Here is a 15,624-nt window from a genome sequence, read left to right on the forward strand (position 1 = left end):
TCGCTCGTCAGGCTCCGGCCGGTGGCTGTGCGGGGTCGAGGTTCCGGACGTACTCGGCCACCGGCAGGTGTGTGGGCGGCAGGTGGGGTGCGGCACCGTCCTTGGGCACGATGACGACGCGGACGAACGGAGCCCGTGTCTCGTCCCCCGTCTCCAGGTGCTCCTGGGAGTCGAACCGGATCGCCCAGGCCCTCTCGTACTCGCGGGAGAGATCCGGTTGCAGGACCAGGGTGAACTGTTCCGCGTACGGCGAGGTGCGGAGAAAGGCCCGAGCGGCCTCGAGAGCGTCGTCGTGGGTGATCATGATGTGCTTCCGGGTGGTGGGGCGAACTGGTCGGCCGGTGGTGACGGGAGTGGTGGGAGTGGTGGGCAGTAACCGGGTCAACTTCTGTAGGGCATGTATCCGATGCGTATCACGTCAGGTTCGAGTCTGCCGAGTGTGCCGGTCTGGCCGTCGAGGAAGACCACGCCGTGCCGGGTGTTGAGGACGTTGAACAAGTGGCCGGTACCGTCCTCGCGGCGGATGCTCACGGCACCGCGCGCCTCGGGCCCGCGCTGCGACATGTCCCGGATGATGTCGTCGTAGCTGTTCATGTAGTACTTGAAGCCGTCGGGATGTCCGCTGCCCAATGCGGTGTTGGGCATGTCACCGCCTCCGTGCAGGGGTGCCGCGGATACCTCGTGGCCGTCCAGCCGCCGGTCGACAGTGACCACGTTGTTGGGGCAGTTGTGGGTGTATCCCGGCTCCCAGCGGTTGTTCAGGTCCCGCATCCACGGGAACTGGTCGTCCAGGAATTCCTGGGCCTTGGCCGGATCCACCGCATCGTAGTGGACGGCCCGCTCCTGGACCCGTTCCGTGGACTGTGCGAGGTCGCTCCAGTCTCGGCCCGCCCCGGAAGCCTCCCGGGCCCCGGTGCGGGCGGCGGCCTCGGCGCCGTCCGCGGCTGCGGGAGCCCCGTAGCGGGCTGCCGCGGCTCCCTCCTTGGCGGCCACCCGCACTCCGGTGCGAGCCGCGCCGAGTCCTTTGGTGCCGAGCAGTTCCGGGATGAGACGCCCGACCCCCTCGCTGGGGTCCTTCTTGAAGCTGTCCAGCAGTGCCTGCGGGATGCGCTCCGGGTGGGCCGCCGTGGAGACCAGGCCGGCGAGGGTGGTGCTCACATTCTGGGTGTAGGCGGCCGGGTGCGTCAGGTTGTAGACGTCCAGCGGGTTGAGGCCGCGGGCGAAGTTGACGAGGCCGGCGCCGCCTTTGATGACTCCGCCCGCGACGTGGGTCAGTTCGATGGCACCCGCCTGCATGCCGTCCAGGTAGGTGGCGGTGGCCCTGCTGAGCGGAGGCGGCTCCTTCGGCGCGTGGGCGAGTGCGTCGCGCACCGACTTCGCCGCGAGGCGCGCGGCCTCGTTGCGCTGGTCGCGCGCCCTTCCCAGGATCTCCTCGGCGGCTTCCCGGTGGGCGTCGCCCGGGTCCTTGTCGGGTGGCGGGTCCTGGCTCCGTGCCTTCTTCGACGCCGCCTCCCCCTTCTTGTACTCCGTTACCGCGCGCTTGGCCTCCCGCTGCGCCCAGCCGACCGTGTCGGCGAAGGATTCCAGGGCCGCCGCGGCCTTCTCGCAGGCGTCGCTCGCGGCGCACCCACTTGACCGGATGCATGGGGAAGCTGTCACGGAACGCCTCGGCCGCCTCGCCCTTCCAGTGGGAGGAGTCGAGCTTGCGCATGCCCTTGCCGACGAGGTCGAAGGCTTTCTGGAAGTCCCGCAGATGCTTCGCCGAGGACCGGATGTCGGAGGGCGAGCCGTGCACCAGCTCGTTCGCCTCCTCTGTCTGTCCGAGCTGCTGCTCGCCGACCGTCGCGCCCAGGGAGGCGGCCGTTTCGTCGCCCCAGTCCTCAACCGCGTCGGCCGCGCCTTCGGCGCCGACCGCGTCCAGGGCGCGCCCGGTCTGGTTCGTCCCCCAGTCGACGAATTCGCCGACGCCACGCTTGCCCTTCTCCCATCCGTCCTCGAGAGCGCCGAGGCCGTCGTTGGCGAGCGACTTGCCGCCGTCGACGATGTCGCCGAGGGTGTCGGTGATCCCCATCAGTCCGTACCTGCCGATGACGGTTCGTCCGGTGCGGCTGCCTGTTGGCGGCCGGCCTGAGCTGCCTGCTCCGCGGGCGGCGGGCCGATCGTGTCCCTCAGCTTCTCGTTGACGTCATCGCGCAGCCCGGCCGCGTCGATGATGTCCGTCACGGGGGAAGAGGTCGCCGTGCTGGCGTCCCAGGCCGCGGTCTTCCACGCCTGGGCGCTGGCGTCGCGGGCCTGCTGGAAGGATTCGGCGCTGTAGTCGGCGTCGCGGATCTGGGTGTAGGCGTTGTTGGACAGCACCTCGCCCCAGTCCTTGCCGGTGATCTCCTCCTCCGTCGCGTACGGGTTGCCCATTCCGGCGTTCACCGCGACCTTGAAGGCGCCCTGGATGTACTGGTCCTGCTGGTGCAGCGTCCCCGCGGAGAGGCCGACGCTCTCGGCGAACGAGTTCCCCTCCTGCATCAAGGCGCGGACGCCCCATTCCCAGCGGTCGCAGAAGTCACGGAACGCCGAGGTCAGCCCGCCGTGCCCCAGCTGGAGACTGTTGAGCGCCACTTCGGAGAAGCCCCTGCCCACCCCGGCCTCCCCGACCATGCCGAGCTCCTCCAGCTCCGCGAGGGCGTCGTTGATCCCCTTGGTGATGAGGTTCAGTGCGGGCTTCGGCGCCGCCAGCTGGGGTTCCTTGCCGCTCATGCCCTCACTCCTCGCGTTCCGCTCGCCTCGGAGCGCAGGTGCTGCTCCACCGTCGCCTGCTCCGGTACGACACCGGCGACGGGCGGCAGTACGGCGCCGCCCACGCTTCCGGCGTCCAGCGCGATGCCGCACGGGTCGGGTACGGCCGGCGCGACGGCGTCCAGGAGCCGCGCGCCGAGAACGGCTCGGTAGCCACGCTCCCCGTACAGGTTCCGCAGCAGGAGAAAGCGGGACAGAGTCTCCTCGCTGGAGAACGCCATGATCCAGCGGATTCCGCCCAACCTGGTCGAGAACAGTCCTCCGCTGTCGTCGAAGGGCACCAGCACCACGGATGCCCGGAACTCGGCGAGGAAGTCCTCGAAGCGTTGTCGGGACATCCTGGACACCCCTGAAGCCAGATGTTCGGAAGCCACCAAGTCCGCCAGTCGCCCCATCGTGCCTCTCCAGAACTCCTGCTCACTCGCGACGAATGCTGGCATCCTGGCACCGCCAGGGCCTGGGGGACAACATCTTCCCTGCTCATGGCCCTTTGAGGGAGCAGCTCTGTAACAAACCGCGCAGACCTGTTACATCACCATGCTCACCGGCGACCGGGCTCGGCGGGGTCGCCTTCCGGGGGTGGGCGGGAAGCAGTGCGCCAGGCCGCGAGGGTGCCCCAGCATGGGCACCGCCCGCGCCGGTCTGCCGAGTTCTGTGTCTCGTTGTCGGCGGCCCGGGCGGCAGCGCAACCGGGAATGAAGCCAGGCAGCCAGGCCGCCCGCCGGCGAAAGGGCTCGCGTGGCGGGCGGCGAGGTGGACGGGCCGCGAGGCCGTCCCGGTATTCATGGGCGCGCGCGGAGTGGAGTCCAGCAGATCAAGCCCCCGTACCAGCCCGTACACCGTGTGGGCCGGCGAAGACGGTGTCGGCCGGCAGCCGCCAGAGTTGGCTCCCAAGAGAGGTCCTCCGGGGGTCGGTGCTCTGTCCCGGAGCGGTGGCCGGAAGCGCGCGTCAGAGTCGTTCGGCCAGGAACGGCAGCACCACAGCGGCCATCTCGTCCGCGACTTCCCCGGCGACGAGAGGCGCGGCCGGACGGAAGTGTCCCAATGCCGCAGACACCTGTCACGGGTACGAGACGAGTACGCCGTCACGGTCTGGGCGCTCGGGCTCCAGGTAGCGGAGGGCTACCCACCAAACTCCCAACAAGTCGATTACAACAACCAGACGTTCAAACACTGCGGGGTGTGCCTCGTGAAGTCGCAGATCACGGATCTGGTGTGAATGGCGAGTTGGGTACTCGTGCCGGGCGGGGGGTGTCAGTCGTTGGGGGCGACCGGCTTGGGATCGGCGTCGAGCGCATCGAGCACTGCGTCGCCGTTCGCCCTCGCCCACTCGGCCAGCGTGTGGATCGGTTCGATCAGCGTTGCCCCGAGTGCGGTGAGCTCGTACTCGACGCGGGGCGGGACCTCGGCGTAGGCGTGGCGGCGGATGAGGCCGTGCGCCTCGAGCCGTCGGAGCGTCTGGGTGAGCATCTTGCGGGAGATGCCGCCGATCAGCTCGATCAGCTCGCCATGGCGCACGGGGCCCTGGCTGAGGCCGGCGAGCACGACCACCGTCCACTTGTCGGCGATGAGCTCGACCGCCAGACGCGCCGGGCAGTCGGCGAGAAAGAGCTCACCGGGACCGAAACCGCTCATGGCGCCAAAGGTACCTGCTGGTTCCTGTCGGAAATCTAGCCTGGCTTCTCTCCCCCTTCCAAAGCCAGGAGAGTCATGCGAGTCATCACCCAGGAGACGCTCGGCGGTCCCGAGGTGCTCACCATCGTGGACGCGCCCGAGCCCCAGCCCCTCCCGACCGAGGTTCTCGTCCGCGTCAAGGCGATCGGGCTGAACCCGCTGGAGGCGCGCCTGCGCGCCGGCGAGTTCCCGCTGATCGGCCGGCCGCCGTTCATCCTCGGCTGGGACATCAGCGGCGTGGTCGAGGAGGCCCCGCAAACGTGGCGGTTCAGGCCCGGCGACGAGGTGTTCGGGATGCCGCTGTTCCCGCGGGCGGCGAGCGCGTACGCCGAGGTCGTGTCGGCGCCGGCGTTGCACCTGGCACGCAAGCCGGCGTCGCTCTCGCACGTCGAGGCGTCGGCGCTGCCGGTCGTCGGGCTGACGGCGTGGCAGGGCCTCGTCGACCTGGGCGGCGTGTGCGAGGGCGACCGCGTCCTGGTCCACGGCGGTGGTGGCGGGGTCGGCCACGTCGCGATCCAGATCGCGAAAGCGCTCGGCGCGCACGTGATCGCGACCGCCAGCGGGAGCAAGCGGGATTTCGTCGAGGGTTTCGGCGCTGACGAGGTGATCGACTACACGGCGGTCGACTTCACCGAGGCGGTCCGCGACATCGACGTCGTGCTCGACACGATCGGCGGCGACACCGTCCAGCGGTCGCTCGAAGTGCTCCGCCCAGGTGGTCACCTGGTGACGGCGGTCGCCGAGGAGGATTCGGAGCTCATCGCCAAGTACGAGGCGGCCGGCATGCGCTTCAGCGGCATCGCGGTCGACCCTGATCCGGTCGCCCTGCGAGGTCTCGCGCAACTCGTCGAACAGGGCAGGCTCCGGGTCCACGTGCAGGAGACGTTCCCGTTCGAGCGGGTCGCCGAGGCGCACCGGCTGCTCGACGGCGGTCACCTCCAGGGCAAGCTCGTCCTCACCGTCTGATCCCGTCATGGGGCCTCGCGTGAGCGAGGCCCCATGAGACCCGTGCGTAATGCAAGGTGCACGTCGTCAACAGGGCACCCCGGCCACGGCCCGCGCCTTCCTCCGCCAGCAGAACCACGTGGGATCCGACGAACAGGACGCCGGCCGTCCTTCAGCAAGCCCTGGTCCGTCCAGCATTCTGGCCGCCACGCTCCTCCGGCCTGCTCTCCGTCATGAGAGAGCGGGGCAGGGAGTGCGTCGGCCTCGTCTGGTGAAGCGGACGCTCCGGCCTCGTCCCCACCATCCACCCGGACGATCGCAGACGGCGCCGGGGAGCGACTCACCAAGTGAGACACGGGAGTCGACCGGGAGGAGTCTCGTCCTTCTCGGCGTCCTAGCGGTCGGTGCGGCGGTTTCTCGGGCCCACGGCTCACTGCTCGTCACAGGACGGCCCCTTTGCCGGGCGCGGAGGGCGCTGTCGACGCGTTTGTCTCAGACCGCCACTGATGCCGTCTCCGCCATCACCTCGGCCCGGCTCGCCGCGACGGTCTCCCGTGCGGCCTTCAGGCCGATGCGGGCGAAGGCGGCGTCCAGATCGGCGAGTTCGGCGAGGGTCTCGTCCCGCTCACCACCCAGGCGCGCGCGGGACCTCACCAGCCCGAGACGGGAGAGGGCCGCACCGCGCGGCTCGCGTATCGCGTCGAACTCTTCCAGGGCGATGCCGTACGTGGCGCGTGCCGCCTCGTACCATCCGGCCCGGAAGAGGACATTGCCGCGCATCTTGTGGTTGTAGGCGAGCGCGCTGGTCAGATCCATGCTGCGGAAGGTCACCTCGGCCTCCGTCAGCAGCGCCAGCGCCCGGTCCGGATCACCGCGCAGCGACAGGACGTCGGCGACCCCGCGCAAGGACCAGGCACGTCCCCGGGCGTCTCCCGCCTCACCCGCGATGCGGGCGGCCTCCTCGAACAGCTCGAGTGCCTTGCGGTGGTCGCCCTGGTTACGGTGCATCTGGGCGATCCCGGACATCGCCCACACCATGTGGCGGGCCTCGCCGTGCTTACGCGCCTGCTCCAGAAGGCGCTCGTGGAGTTCGGCGACGGCCGCGTAATCCCCCTGGATACGGCCTGTCTCGGCGAGCCCGGCGAGCGCGTACCCGTGGGCGATCCGGTCACAGCCCTCGGCGGCCAGGTTGACCGCCCAGGTCAGCAGGCGCCGGGCCAGAGCAAGCCGGCCACACTGGCGGGCGAGGGTGCCGCCGCTCCACAGGGCCCATGCCATGGCGTCCGGATCGCCCGCGGTGCGGGCGCTGCGGTAGCTCGTACGCCAGGCGGCTTGCGCTTCCTCGACCTGGCCGAGGCGCCGATGGGCCTCGGCCAGGGCGAGCGCGGCGCGGGCCCGGTCCAAAGCGGTGTCCGCGTCGGCGAGGGCGCTGGCGGCTGCTGCGAGGACGTCCTCGTAGGAGCTGTTCACGTCCAGCTTCTCGCTCAGCGCGCCTTGGTACTCGGGCGCAAACGCCGTGCCGTACATCGATCCCTGGCCTCTCGATCAACTTCATGGTCCGGACACGAAGTTATGCGGCGCCCAGGGCGCGCCGAATCCGCCCGCATAAGGGTTCGGCTCTACCTCTGCGGTTCCACATGGGGTGGTGGACGTCGTCATCAAGACGTAGGGGATCTTCGGGGTCGGCTGCCGGGGGGCGGGCCGAGGCGATGGCCCGGTCGTTGGCGTACTGCTCGGGTTGCCGGAGTACGGGCCACGGCCGGACCGCCGTTCCAGCGGTCGGGCAGCCGGATGACGAACGATCTGAGTGCGGGAGGTCCCGCTGGGCACATCGAGGCCGCGAAGAGAAGCTGCGCCGACGGCGCAGCACCCCGGCTGTACCCCAGAGCCCCCAGAACCAGGGGCGGGCACGGAAATTGCTTCCCAGCGCTCCGCCCGAAGATGGCGTCCGGGCCGTCGTGACGGTCAGGAGTTTCGTGCAGGTGCCTGCAGCAGGTTGAGCGCTGTCTCGCTGAAGGCGCGAACGCGGGCTGTCGCACCGTCGGCGGCCCACACCAGACCCCAGTCCACTGGCGCGGCGTCCTCGAAGGGGACATAGACGACGTCGGGGCGAGCGGAGTAGCGCCTGGTGTGGGCGCCGACGGCGAAGACCCCCTCCCCGGCGCCCACGAGCGTCAGCGTCTCGTTGAACGTCATGGCCGACGGACCGAGTGCGATCGGTCTCCCCGTGGGCGTCCGGCACGGGGCGCGGTCCTCACGCAGGGATTCCGGCAGCGTATCGGGCAGTTGCAGCACGGTCACGCGCGCCAGGTCTTCGACGGAGACGGCTGCGCGGCGGGCGAACGGATGCCCTGCCGGCACGGCGAGCACGCGTGCCTCCCGCACCAGGACCGGCCCCATGACGATGCCCTCCTCGTGCATCGGATGGTAGGTCAGTGCGAGGTCCACCTCGCCGCTGCGCAGCCATGGCAGGACTTCCGCCAGGTGTGCCTCTTTGTTCTGGACCTGGCACTCGGGGTGCCGGGTGCGGAACGCCTCCGCGGCCCCGACCAGCAGCTGGCCCGCCGCCGGCCCGGTGAAGGCGACGCGCAGCAGCCCGGTCAGCCCGCGACCGGCGTCGACGGCGCGCTCGAACGCGTCGGTGATCCGGGACCAGGCGGGGCGTATCTCTTCGTACAGCTGTCGCCCCACCAGGGACAGCTGTACCCGGCGGCTGGTGCGGTTGAACAGCGGGACGCCGATGCGGCGCTCCAGTTTGGCGATGGTCTGGCTGACCCGGGCCGTGGAGACGTGCAGCCGCTCGGCGGTGCGGCCGAAGTGCAGCTCCTCGGCGAGCGTCAAGAACGCCTCCAGTTCGTGCCGCTCCAGCATCCCCGCACCCCTCCCATCGTCAACCTGAGCTTAACGATCGTTGCGCAGGTGCGCATTGATGCCCTACCCGGACCGCAGCAGGATCAGAAGCATCGAAAAGGCCGCCTCACCTGCACCGGAGAACATCATGTACGTCACCCGCGACCGCGCACTGACCACCCCCGCGCACGACACCGCCGCAGCCGTCGAGGAACTCAGGGACCGGGCGGAGATCACCGACGCGCTCCACCGCTTCGGCCTGGGCCAGGACCTCAAGGACAAGGAACTGTTCGCGTCGGCCTTCGCCGCCGACGCCGAACTGGACTTCCGCCCGGCCGCCGCCAAGTGGGGGGCCGAGCCGCCGCTGATGTCCGGGCGCGACACCATCGTCACCACCATTCTGGCCCTGTTCACCGGCCGGGTGGACACCACCCACCAGATCACCAACACGCGGATCACGATCGAGGGCGACGCAGCGCGGCTCACCGCCCTGGTGGAAGCCCAGCACCTGCTCATCGCCGACGCCACCACACACGCGCTGCTGAAGAACCCCTACGACGTCGAACTGGTCCGTGACGGCGAGCGCTGGGTCATCCGTCGGCTCCGCATCGACAACACCTGGTACACCGGCGACCCCACCGCGATCTTCGGCTGACACCAAACCTGCAGCAGCACCATTCACCGATCCACTGGAAAGGGCACGACATGAAGACCGAAATGACCGGCGGACGGCCGGTACTGACCCGTCACACCGAGGCCGAGACCTGTGCCGACCCCAGCAGTGTGATGACGCTCCTCGCCGACTCGGACGGCAGCGCCGACGGCTTCACCAGCTACCGGTCCACGTTCGCCAAGGGGGCCGTCGGGGCACCCGCCCACTTCCACACCAAGGCGACGGAACTGTTCTTCGTGATCAGCGGGTCCCTCCAGGTCCTGGTGGGTGAGGAGGTCACCGTCCTGGAAACGGGCGACTTCCTGGCCGTGCCGCCCCACACCCCGCACGCCTTCGCCGCGGCGCCCGGCTGCACGGCGGACGTGCTGTTCGTGTTCACGCCGGGCATGGGCCGGTTCGACTACCTGCGCCTGCTGGGCCGGGTGATGCGTGGCGAGGCCGACGCGAAGGAGATCGCCGCCTCCGCGGAGCGGTTCGACAACCACTACGTCGACAGCCCCGTCTGGCGGGCTGCCCTGGAGGGCTCCGCGTGATCGACTCCGCCGCCCCGGTCCGGATGGCCCGGTCCTCGCGGAGCCGGGCAACCCGGCCGCGCCCTCGGGGGCTGATAGCCATTCGGCGTTGATCACAGCGTGCGGGCGTGCCAGGGCGTAGAGCGTGCGCGCCGAGGGCCTACCCACTCCGGCCGCTCCGCGCGAAGCCCCGGCCATGCGGCTGTGACCTGGCTGCTCCAGATGTCACCCGTCCGGGTCAGAAGCGTTGAGCACCCCGCCTCTGCACCGCCTGCTCAGCGCGAGCTGTGCGGACGTTTCTCCTTACTCTGGAAGAGGCCGCACCCGGCCGGGTCGGAGGCGATGAGATGAAGGAGAACGCGGGAGCGGCATTCGGGTTCGCGGGGGCGGCAATGGCGGCCGTCTACGCGCGCGACGGGAAGGACGGCGACCGGCTGCGGATGACCGAGAAGCTCGGCCGGACGAGCACGCCGTACGAGTTGCCTCCGGTCCTGTCCCTGAGTGATCACCACCCGGTGACCGAGGCCTACCGCACCGGCCGGTCCGTGTGGCCGGCCACGGCTCACCCGGCCACCGCCGGGGAGACACCGGCGGTATCCGTGGGGGCCCTGCCGCTGGGCGTGGTGCACGCACCGCTCGGCTGCCTGCTGGTCGTCGCCAACGGTCCGGACCGCTTCGACCCCACTCGGCGGCGCCTGCTGGAGATGTACGCCGCCCAGGTCGTGATCCGGCTCGAGGCGGACGGCCTGCCACTGTCCGGCCTCGAACCCGGCGGGGAGCGTGCCCGCGGTACCTCGGTACTGCACCGGATCCGTCCGGGTGCCTTCGCACTCGGCCTGGACACGGGCGACATCGAGGCGGACAGCCAGATGCTCCGGCTGTTCGGCATCGCACCCGAGAACTTCGACGGGCGCATCGAGGCCCTGCTCTCGCGCGCTGTACCGGACGACCTGCCCTCCATGATGGCCCTCATGGAGCCCGACCGGCGTCCTCCGCACGTCCGGGACCTGGAATTCCGGGTTCGGCTGAGCACAGGCGAACTGCGCTGGCTCTCGTTGAGCTGCCAGGTGCAGCTCGCCTCGGCCGGGCGGCCGGACCGGCTGCTCGGCGTCGTCGCCGACGCCTCCCAGCTGCGGCCCAGCGCTCACGAGGTCTCCCGGGTCCAGCGTCTGGCCACTGCCCTCGCCGACGCCACGACGGTCCGCGAGGTAGGCAGCGTCGTCGTCACCGCCCTGCTCGACTCGCTGGGAGCCGACCGGGTGGCGCTCGCCGAACTGGTGGGTGACCGGCTCGTGGTCACCGTTCTGGAACCTTCGGATCAGAACGCCTGGCCACGGGCGTGGCGGTCTGCCTGGCGCACGGAGTGGCCCGACGCGCCCTCCAGCTCCCTCCCGACGCTGGAGGCCGCCTTGCGCGAGGGGACCATCCGCCTGTGGCCGTCGCGTACGGCCGTCCAGCCGGACCTGGCCCGGCTGGGCCCCGGCGGACTGGCTCTGCTGCCGCTGCCGGCCGAGGACCGGGTTGTCGGCGCGTGCATGGTCGGCTGGGACGAGCCGCACGAGTTCGGCTTGGAGGAGCGCTCGCTGCTGACCGCCATCGCCTCTCTGGCGGGGCAGGCCCTGGTGCGGGCCCGTGCGGTCGACGCCGAGCACGAGCTCGCGACGATGCTCCAGCGCAGCCTGCTGCCCCGCAGGCTGCCCGCGCTGCCCGGCGGAGTCGCCGTGGCCCGGTACCTGCCGGCCACCGCAGGGCTGGAGGTGGGCGGCGACTGGTACGACGTGATCCCGTTGACGGACGGGCAGGTCGCCTTCGTCATCGGGGACGTGCAGGGCCACAGTGCCGCCGCCGCGACCATCATGGGCCAGATGCGCACGGCGATCAGGGCCTACGCGGTGGAGGGTCACGCCCCCGACGTGGTCGTCTCGCACGCCAACAGGCTGCTGGTCGACATGGAGACAGATCTGTTCGCCACCGTCTGCTACGTCGCGCTGGACATGGAGGAGGGAAACGCCTGGTTCGTCCAGGCGGGGCACCCGCCGCCCGTCATCCGCGACCCGGAGGGCACGACCAGGCAGCTGCACGCCGAGATCGGGCCGCCACTGGGCGTATTCACGGAAGCGGAGTACACCATGGCGTCAGCCACGCTCGCCCCCGGCTCCGTCCTGGCCCTGATGACGGACGGCCTGGTGGAGTCCGCGCACATGGAGGTGGAGGAGGGGTTGCGCCGCGTCGGTGCGTCCCTGGTAGCCGCGGACCCGTCCGACCCCGACGGGACGGCGGATTCCCTGCTCGGCGACACCGCGTGCCGCGACGACGATGTGGCGCTGCTCCTGCTGCGCTACGACGGAATGGCGGTCAGGCCCCGCCGGGCCGGCTGGGCGGTGTGGCGGCTGCCCGATGCCGCCGTGCACGCGCGCCGCTTCACCACTCGCACGCTGCGCAAGTGGGACGCGACGGAGGAGTCCGACACGGTTCTCCTGGTCGTCTCCGAGTTGGTGACCAACGCGCTGGTGCACACCCGGGGCGAGGTCCGGCTGGATCTCACGCTGGCCGGCGACCGGCTGCGCGTCGCGGTCAGCGACTCCTCACCCCGTACGCCCATCCGAGCGGCCAGCATGGACTGGGAGGCCACTGGCGGCCGGGGCATCCTCCTCGTCGACGCGCTGTCCGAGTCCTGGGGATCGGTGCCGTTCAGCGGCGGCAAACAGGTGTGGAGCGAGATCGCCCTGCCGCCGAGAGAACCCGACCGGCTCGCCCAGGAAGGGGAGGCCACACAGGGGAACGGACCCGGCCATGGAGATGCCGCAGCCATGAAGTAGGAAATACTAGGACATTATGGTTCCTCTGAGCTGACAGGTGTGCCGGACCGGCCAGGGAGGTGCCGTGGATGAAGCCTCACCCGGGTCGTACCGGGGCCGTCCTGGCCGCCGCGATGCTCATGCTGGTCCTCGCCGCCTGCGGGCAGGCGAAGCAGTCCGACAGGCAGCCGAACAGGAGCAGGCCCCACCACGACGGGGGCTTCACCATCGGACTCCTCCTCCCGTCCCGCCAGGCCACCCGCTGGCAGCAGTTCGACCGGCCGCTGATCAACAGCAGAGTCCACGAACTGTGCCGCACCTGCACAGTGCGTTACGTCGCGGGCGGTGCGGATGCGGCCGCCCAGCAGCGGCAGGCCCAATCCCTGCTCTCCAGCGGTATCGACGTGCTGATCATCGGCTCCGTCGACTCCAGGGCGGCACGGCCCGCCGTCCGGGAGGCGGCAGCGGCGCAGGTGCCGGTCATCGCCTACGACCAGCTGGCCGAGGGGCCGATCTCCGGGTATGTCTCCTTCAGCGGCAAGCAGGTCGGCAAGCTCCAGGGCAAGGCGTTGCTGAAGGCGCTGGGCCCCGGGGCACCGCGGCGCAGCATCGTCATGCTGAACGGCTCGCCCAACGATCCGAACGCCTCGGACTTCAAGAACGGGGCCCTCTCCGTCCTCAGGGGCCGGGTGGAGATCCCCAAGGAATACGACGTTCTCAACTGGAACCCGTCGATCGCCTACACCGACATGGCCGCGGCCATCTCCGCCGTCGGACCCGACCGCATCGACGGCGTCTATGCCGCCAACGACGGCCTCGCCTTCGGAGCCGTCGCCGCCATGAAGGCCGCCAACATCCGCCCACTGCCCCCGGTCACCGGCCAGGACGCGGACCTGGACGCCGTGCGGCGCATCATCACCGGCGAGCAGTACATGACGGTCTACAAACCCTTCAGCCGTGAGGCCCGTGCCGCCGCCGAGATGGCCGTCGCCCTGGGGCGGGGCAAGAGCGTCGCCGACATCGCCACCGGCACAGTCAGCAACAGCTCCTTCCAGGACATCCCCTCCGTCGTACTCGAACCCGTCTCACTGACCGTCGCCGACATCGAAACCGTGATCAAGGACGGCATGTACACCGTCGACCAGATCTGCACCCCCGAATTCCGCTCCGCCTGCGCGAGGGCCGGCCTCCTTGAATAGACCGCGGCCGGACGGCAGGTGCTCAAGGCAAGGGAAGAGCTCACGTGTCGACCACCCCCGTGCTGGCGCTGCACGGCATCTCCAAACGGTTCGGTGCCGTGCAGGCGCTGCTCGACGTCGACCTGGAGATCCACTCCGGTGAGGTCGTCGCCCTGGTGGGCGACAACGGCGCGGGCAAGTCCACACTCGTCAAGGTGATCACCGGCGCCGGGCCGGCCGACGACGGCGTGATCGAATGGCGGGGCCGCGCTGTGCGCATCCTCCAGCCGCGCGACGCCCGCGAGCTGGGCATCGCCGCCGCCTATCAGGACCTCGCCCTGTGCGAGAACCTCGACGTGATCGGCAATCTCTTCCTCGGACGGGAGGTCACCCGGCTGGGCGTCCTGGACGAGGTGGCGATGGAGCAGTGGACCAGGGAACTGCTGAATACCTTCTCCCTCCACATCCCCGACCTGCGCGCCCCCGTCGCCACGCTCTCCAGCGGGCAGCGGCAGGGGATCGCGATCTGCCGCTGCCTCCTCGGCGAGCCCGAGCTGATTCTGCTGGACGAGCCGACCGCGTCCCTGGGCGTCCAGCAATCCGTACAAGTCCTCGACTACATCGAACGGCTGCGGGAACGCGGACTCGGCGTCATGCTCATCAGCCACAACCTCGGCGACGTCAAGGCCGTCGCGGATCGTGCGGTGGTGCTGCGGCTGGGACGGAACAACGGCTTCTTCGACGTCACCACCACGTCCCAGGAGCAGATCGTCTCCTCCATCACAGGTGCCACCGACAACGCTGTGTCCCGCCGTGCGACACCGGAGTGGGAACTATGACGTCCACGGAACAGCTCCCGACCGACTCCTCCGGCTCAGCCGGGTCCACCCGCTCACCCGGCAAGGAGACCGGGCACCGGCACAAGGGCCTCCTGGAGGTCATGCGGCGACGGCTGCGCGCCGGGGAACTCGGATCGGCCTCCGTCATCGTCGCCCTGGTGGTGATCTGGGCCGTCTTCGAGAGCCTCGACACCAGTTTCCTCAGCCCGCGCAATCTCTCCAATCTCAGCGTGGACATCGTCGGCACCGGCCTGATCGCCGTCGGCGTCGTGTTCGTGCTGCTGGTGGGCGAGATCGACCTCTCGGTCGCTTCGGTCAGCGCCCTGGCCGCAGCACTGTTCGCGGCGGGCAATGTGCACTACGGCATCCCGGAGGTGCCCGCCGTTCTCCTCGCCCTCGCAGCGGCCGCGGCCGTCGGCGCCGTCCAGGGCTTTCTCGTCGCCAGGGTGGGCGTGCCGTCGTTCGTCGTCACGCTCGCGGGTCTGCTGGGCTGGAACGGTCTGACGCTGTACATCTTCGGCGGGCAAGGCTCCATCATCCTCGACGACGAAGGACTGGTCGTCACACTCACCCACTACTACTTCCACGACGTCGCCGTCGCCTACGGCCTGGCGGCCCTCGGTACGGCCGCCTACTTTCTGCTGTCCTACCGGACCGCGCGGCGCCGCAGAGCCATCGGCGCCCTGCCGGTCCAGGGCTCGCGCGAGATCGTGCTGCGCACCCTCGCCCTCGCTGCCGTCTCCTTCGCCGCCGCCTGGACGCTCAACCAGTTCCTGGGCCTGCCCCTCGCACTGCTGATCTTCCTCGCGTTCCTCGTCTGCCTCGATCTGCTGCTGCGCCGGACGACCTACGGCCGCCGGATCTTCGCCCTCGGCGGTAGCGTGGAGCCGGCCCGCCGCGCCGGCATCGCCGTGGTGTCGGTACGGGTGTCGGTCTTCATGATCTCCAGCACGATGGCCGCGATCGGCGGCCTGTTCCTGGCCTCCCGGATCACCTCCGCCAGCGAGACGGCGAGCTCCGGCAATCTGCTGATGCAGGCCATCGCCGCAGCCGTCATCGGCGGTACCAGCCTCTTCGGCGGCCGAGGCCGCACCTGGTCGGCGCTCCTGGGCATCCTGGTGATCCAGTCGATCGCCTCTGGCATGGCGCTGCTGGGCATCCCGGTGGCCGTCCAGCTCATGATCACCGGCGTGGTACTGCTCGCCGCTGTCATCATCGACACGCTCGCACGCCGCACGATGCACGCCCACGGCCTGGCCTGAGAGCAGTGCGGCATCGGACGGCAGCGCCGCCGTGTACCAGGTCAGCCGTAGGGCTACCCGCGCCGCTTGCACGAGTTGAGGACCCCACAGAAAGCGCGCCGAA

At 70.1% G+C, this 15,624-nt stretch carries 14 protein-coding genes and 1 pseudogene; 7 read left to right on the plus strand and 8 right to left on the minus strand.

Annotated features, from left to right (window positions below):
• Positions 1 to 7: 7 nt before the first annotated feature.
• The 6 genes and pseudogenes from HC362_RS00345 to HC362_RS00365 all read right to left on the minus strand — a co-directional run bounded on the left by HC362_RS00345 (position 8) and on the right by HC362_RS00365 (position 4,425).
• A complete protein-coding gene (locus HC362_RS00345; RefSeq protein ID WP_243081652.1) occupies positions 8 to 304 on the minus strand; it encodes a YrhB domain-containing protein in 297 nt (98 codons plus the stop codon).
• Positions 305 to 381: 77 nt separating this feature from the next.
• Positions 382 to 1,659 carry a putative T7SS-secreted protein gene (locus HC362_RS00350; RefSeq protein ID WP_243081653.1) on the minus strand — a complete coding sequence of 426 codons (1,278 nt, stop codon included), beginning with the start codon at positions 1,657 to 1,659 and terminating at the stop codon, positions 382 to 384.
• A gap of 22 nt (positions 1,660 to 1,681) precedes the next feature.
• Positions 1,682 to 2,071: pseudogene (locus HC362_RS35015) on the minus strand (putative T7SS-secreted protein); the annotation flags it as partial.
• The gene (locus HC362_RS00355) at positions 2,071 to 2,751 is read right to left on the minus strand and encodes a hypothetical protein (protein ID WP_243081654.1); all 681 of its coding nucleotides are present in this window, start codon (positions 2,749 to 2,751) and stop codon (positions 2,071 to 2,073) included. The pseudogene HC362_RS35015 and the gene HC362_RS00355, both read right to left, overlap by 1 nt.
• On the minus strand, positions 2,748 to 3,128 hold the full coding sequence (locus HC362_RS00360; RefSeq protein WP_243081655.1) for an SseB family protein: 381 nt from the start codon (positions 3,126 to 3,128) through the stop codon (positions 2,748 to 2,750). The genes HC362_RS00355 and HC362_RS00360 overlap by 4 nt, the downstream gene beginning before the upstream one ends.
• Before the next feature lie 916 nt (positions 3,129 to 4,044).
• Positions 4,045 to 4,425: a helix-turn-helix domain-containing protein gene (locus HC362_RS00365; protein ID WP_243081656.1), complete on the minus strand. Its 381-nt coding sequence runs from the start codon at positions 4,423 to 4,425 to the stop codon at positions 4,045 to 4,047.
• 75 nt (positions 4,426 to 4,500) lie between these two features.
• Here HC362_RS00365 and HC362_RS00370 point away from each other — a divergent pair, with 75 nt between their 5' ends.
• Positions 4,501 to 5,430, plus strand: coding sequence for an NADP-dependent oxidoreductase (locus HC362_RS00370; protein ID WP_243081657.1), 930 nt, complete (start codon positions 4,501 to 4,503; stop codon positions 5,428 to 5,430).
• 471 nt (positions 5,431 to 5,901) lie between these two features.
• Here HC362_RS00370 and HC362_RS00375 read toward each other — a convergent pair whose 3' ends face one another.
• Complete coding sequence (locus tag HC362_RS00375; protein ID WP_243081658.1) at positions 5,902 to 6,936, minus strand: tetratricopeptide repeat protein; 1,035 nt, start codon at positions 6,934 to 6,936, stop codon at positions 5,902 to 5,904.
• A 438-nt stretch (positions 6,937 to 7,374) separates the two neighbouring features.
• Positions 7,375 to 8,280, minus strand: a complete 906-nt coding sequence (locus tag HC362_RS00380; protein ID WP_243081659.1) for a LysR family transcriptional regulator — start codon at positions 8,278 to 8,280, stop codon at positions 7,375 to 7,377.
• A gap of 58 nt (positions 8,281 to 8,338) precedes the next feature.
• Between HC362_RS00380 and HC362_RS00385 the strand changes: the two genes are divergently transcribed.
• The 6 genes from HC362_RS00385 (at position 8,339) to HC362_RS00410 (ending at position 15,521) form a co-directional block, all read left to right on the plus strand.
• Positions 8,339 to 8,914 (plus strand): nuclear transport factor 2 family protein, encoded by a 576-nt coding sequence (locus HC362_RS00385; RefSeq protein WP_243081660.1) that lies wholly within the window; start codon positions 8,339 to 8,341, stop codon positions 8,912 to 8,914.
• A gap of 50 nt (positions 8,915 to 8,964) precedes the next feature.
• Positions 8,965 to 9,465, plus strand: coding sequence for a cupin domain-containing protein (locus tag HC362_RS00390; protein ID WP_243081661.1), 501 nt, complete (start codon positions 8,965 to 8,967; stop codon positions 9,463 to 9,465).
• Positions 9,466 to 9,791: 326 nt separating this feature from the next.
• A complete protein-coding gene (locus tag HC362_RS00395) occupies positions 9,792 to 12,263 on the plus strand; it encodes a SpoIIE family protein phosphatase (protein ID WP_243081662.1) in 2,472 nt (823 codons plus the stop codon).
• Between the two features lie 68 nt (positions 12,264 to 12,331).
• The gene (locus HC362_RS00400; protein ID WP_243081663.1) at positions 12,332 to 13,441 is read left to right on the plus strand and encodes a substrate-binding domain-containing protein; all 1,110 of its coding nucleotides are present in this window, start codon (positions 12,332 to 12,334) and stop codon (positions 13,439 to 13,441) included.
• 44 nt (positions 13,442 to 13,485) lie between these two features.
• On the plus strand, positions 13,486 to 14,259 hold the full coding sequence (locus tag HC362_RS00405; RefSeq protein WP_243081664.1) for an ATP-binding cassette domain-containing protein: 774 nt from the start codon (positions 13,486 to 13,488) through the stop codon (positions 14,257 to 14,259).
• 101 nt (positions 14,260 to 14,360) lie between these two features.
• Positions 14,361 to 15,521, plus strand: coding sequence for a sugar ABC transporter permease (locus HC362_RS00410; protein WP_243088294.1), 1,161 nt, complete (start codon positions 14,361 to 14,363; stop codon positions 15,519 to 15,521).
• Positions 15,522 to 15,624 lie beyond the last annotated feature (103 nt).

It is taken from the genome of Streptomyces sp. 891-h, assembly GCF_022760275.1.
GTDB classification, from domain to species: Bacteria; Actinomycetota; Actinomycetes; order Streptomycetales; family Streptomycetaceae; genus Streptomyces; species Streptomyces spirodelae.

Excerpts from the sequence above, each read along its gene's own strand:
- HC362_RS00380 (WP_243081659.1), bottom strand. The coding sequence starts at position 8,280 with ATGCTGGAGCGGCACGAACTGGAGGCGTTCTTGACGCTCGCCGAGGAG.
- HC362_RS00345 (WP_243081652.1), bottom strand. The coding sequence starts at position 304 with ATGATCACCCACGACGACGCTCTCGAGGCCGCTCGGGCCTTTCTCCGC.
- HC362_RS00375 (WP_243081658.1), bottom strand. The coding sequence starts at position 6,936 with ATGTACGGCACGGCGTTTGCGCCCGAGTACCAAGGCGCGCTGAGCGAG.
- HC362_RS00360 (WP_243081655.1), bottom strand. The coding sequence starts at position 3,128 with ATGTCCCGACAACGCTTCGAGGACTTCCTCGCCGAGTTCCGGGCATCC.
- HC362_RS00400 (WP_243081663.1), top strand. The coding sequence starts at position 12,332 with ATGAAGCCTCACCCGGGTCGTACCGGGGCCGTCCTGGCCGCCGCGATG.
- HC362_RS00365 (WP_243081656.1), bottom strand. The coding sequence starts at position 4,425 with ATGAGCGGTTTCGGTCCCGGTGAGCTCTTTCTCGCCGACTGCCCGGCG.
- HC362_RS00370 (WP_243081657.1), top strand. The coding sequence starts at position 4,501 with ATGCGAGTCATCACCCAGGAGACGCTCGGCGGTCCCGAGGTGCTCACC.
- HC362_RS00410 (WP_243088294.1), top strand. The coding sequence starts at position 14,361 with ATGCGGCGACGGCTGCGCGCCGGGGAACTCGGATCGGCCTCCGTCATC.
- HC362_RS00385 (WP_243081660.1), top strand. The coding sequence starts at position 8,339 with ATGCCCTACCCGGACCGCAGCAGGATCAGAAGCATCGAAAAGGCCGCC.
- HC362_RS00395 (WP_243081662.1), top strand. The coding sequence starts at position 9,792 with ATGAAGGAGAACGCGGGAGCGGCATTCGGGTTCGCGGGGGCGGCAATG.
- HC362_RS00390 (WP_243081661.1), top strand. The coding sequence starts at position 8,965 with ATGAAGACCGAAATGACCGGCGGACGGCCGGTACTGACCCGTCACACC.
- HC362_RS00355 (WP_243081654.1), bottom strand. The coding sequence starts at position 2,751 with ATGAGCGGCAAGGAACCCCAGCTGGCGGCGCCGAAGCCCGCACTGAAC.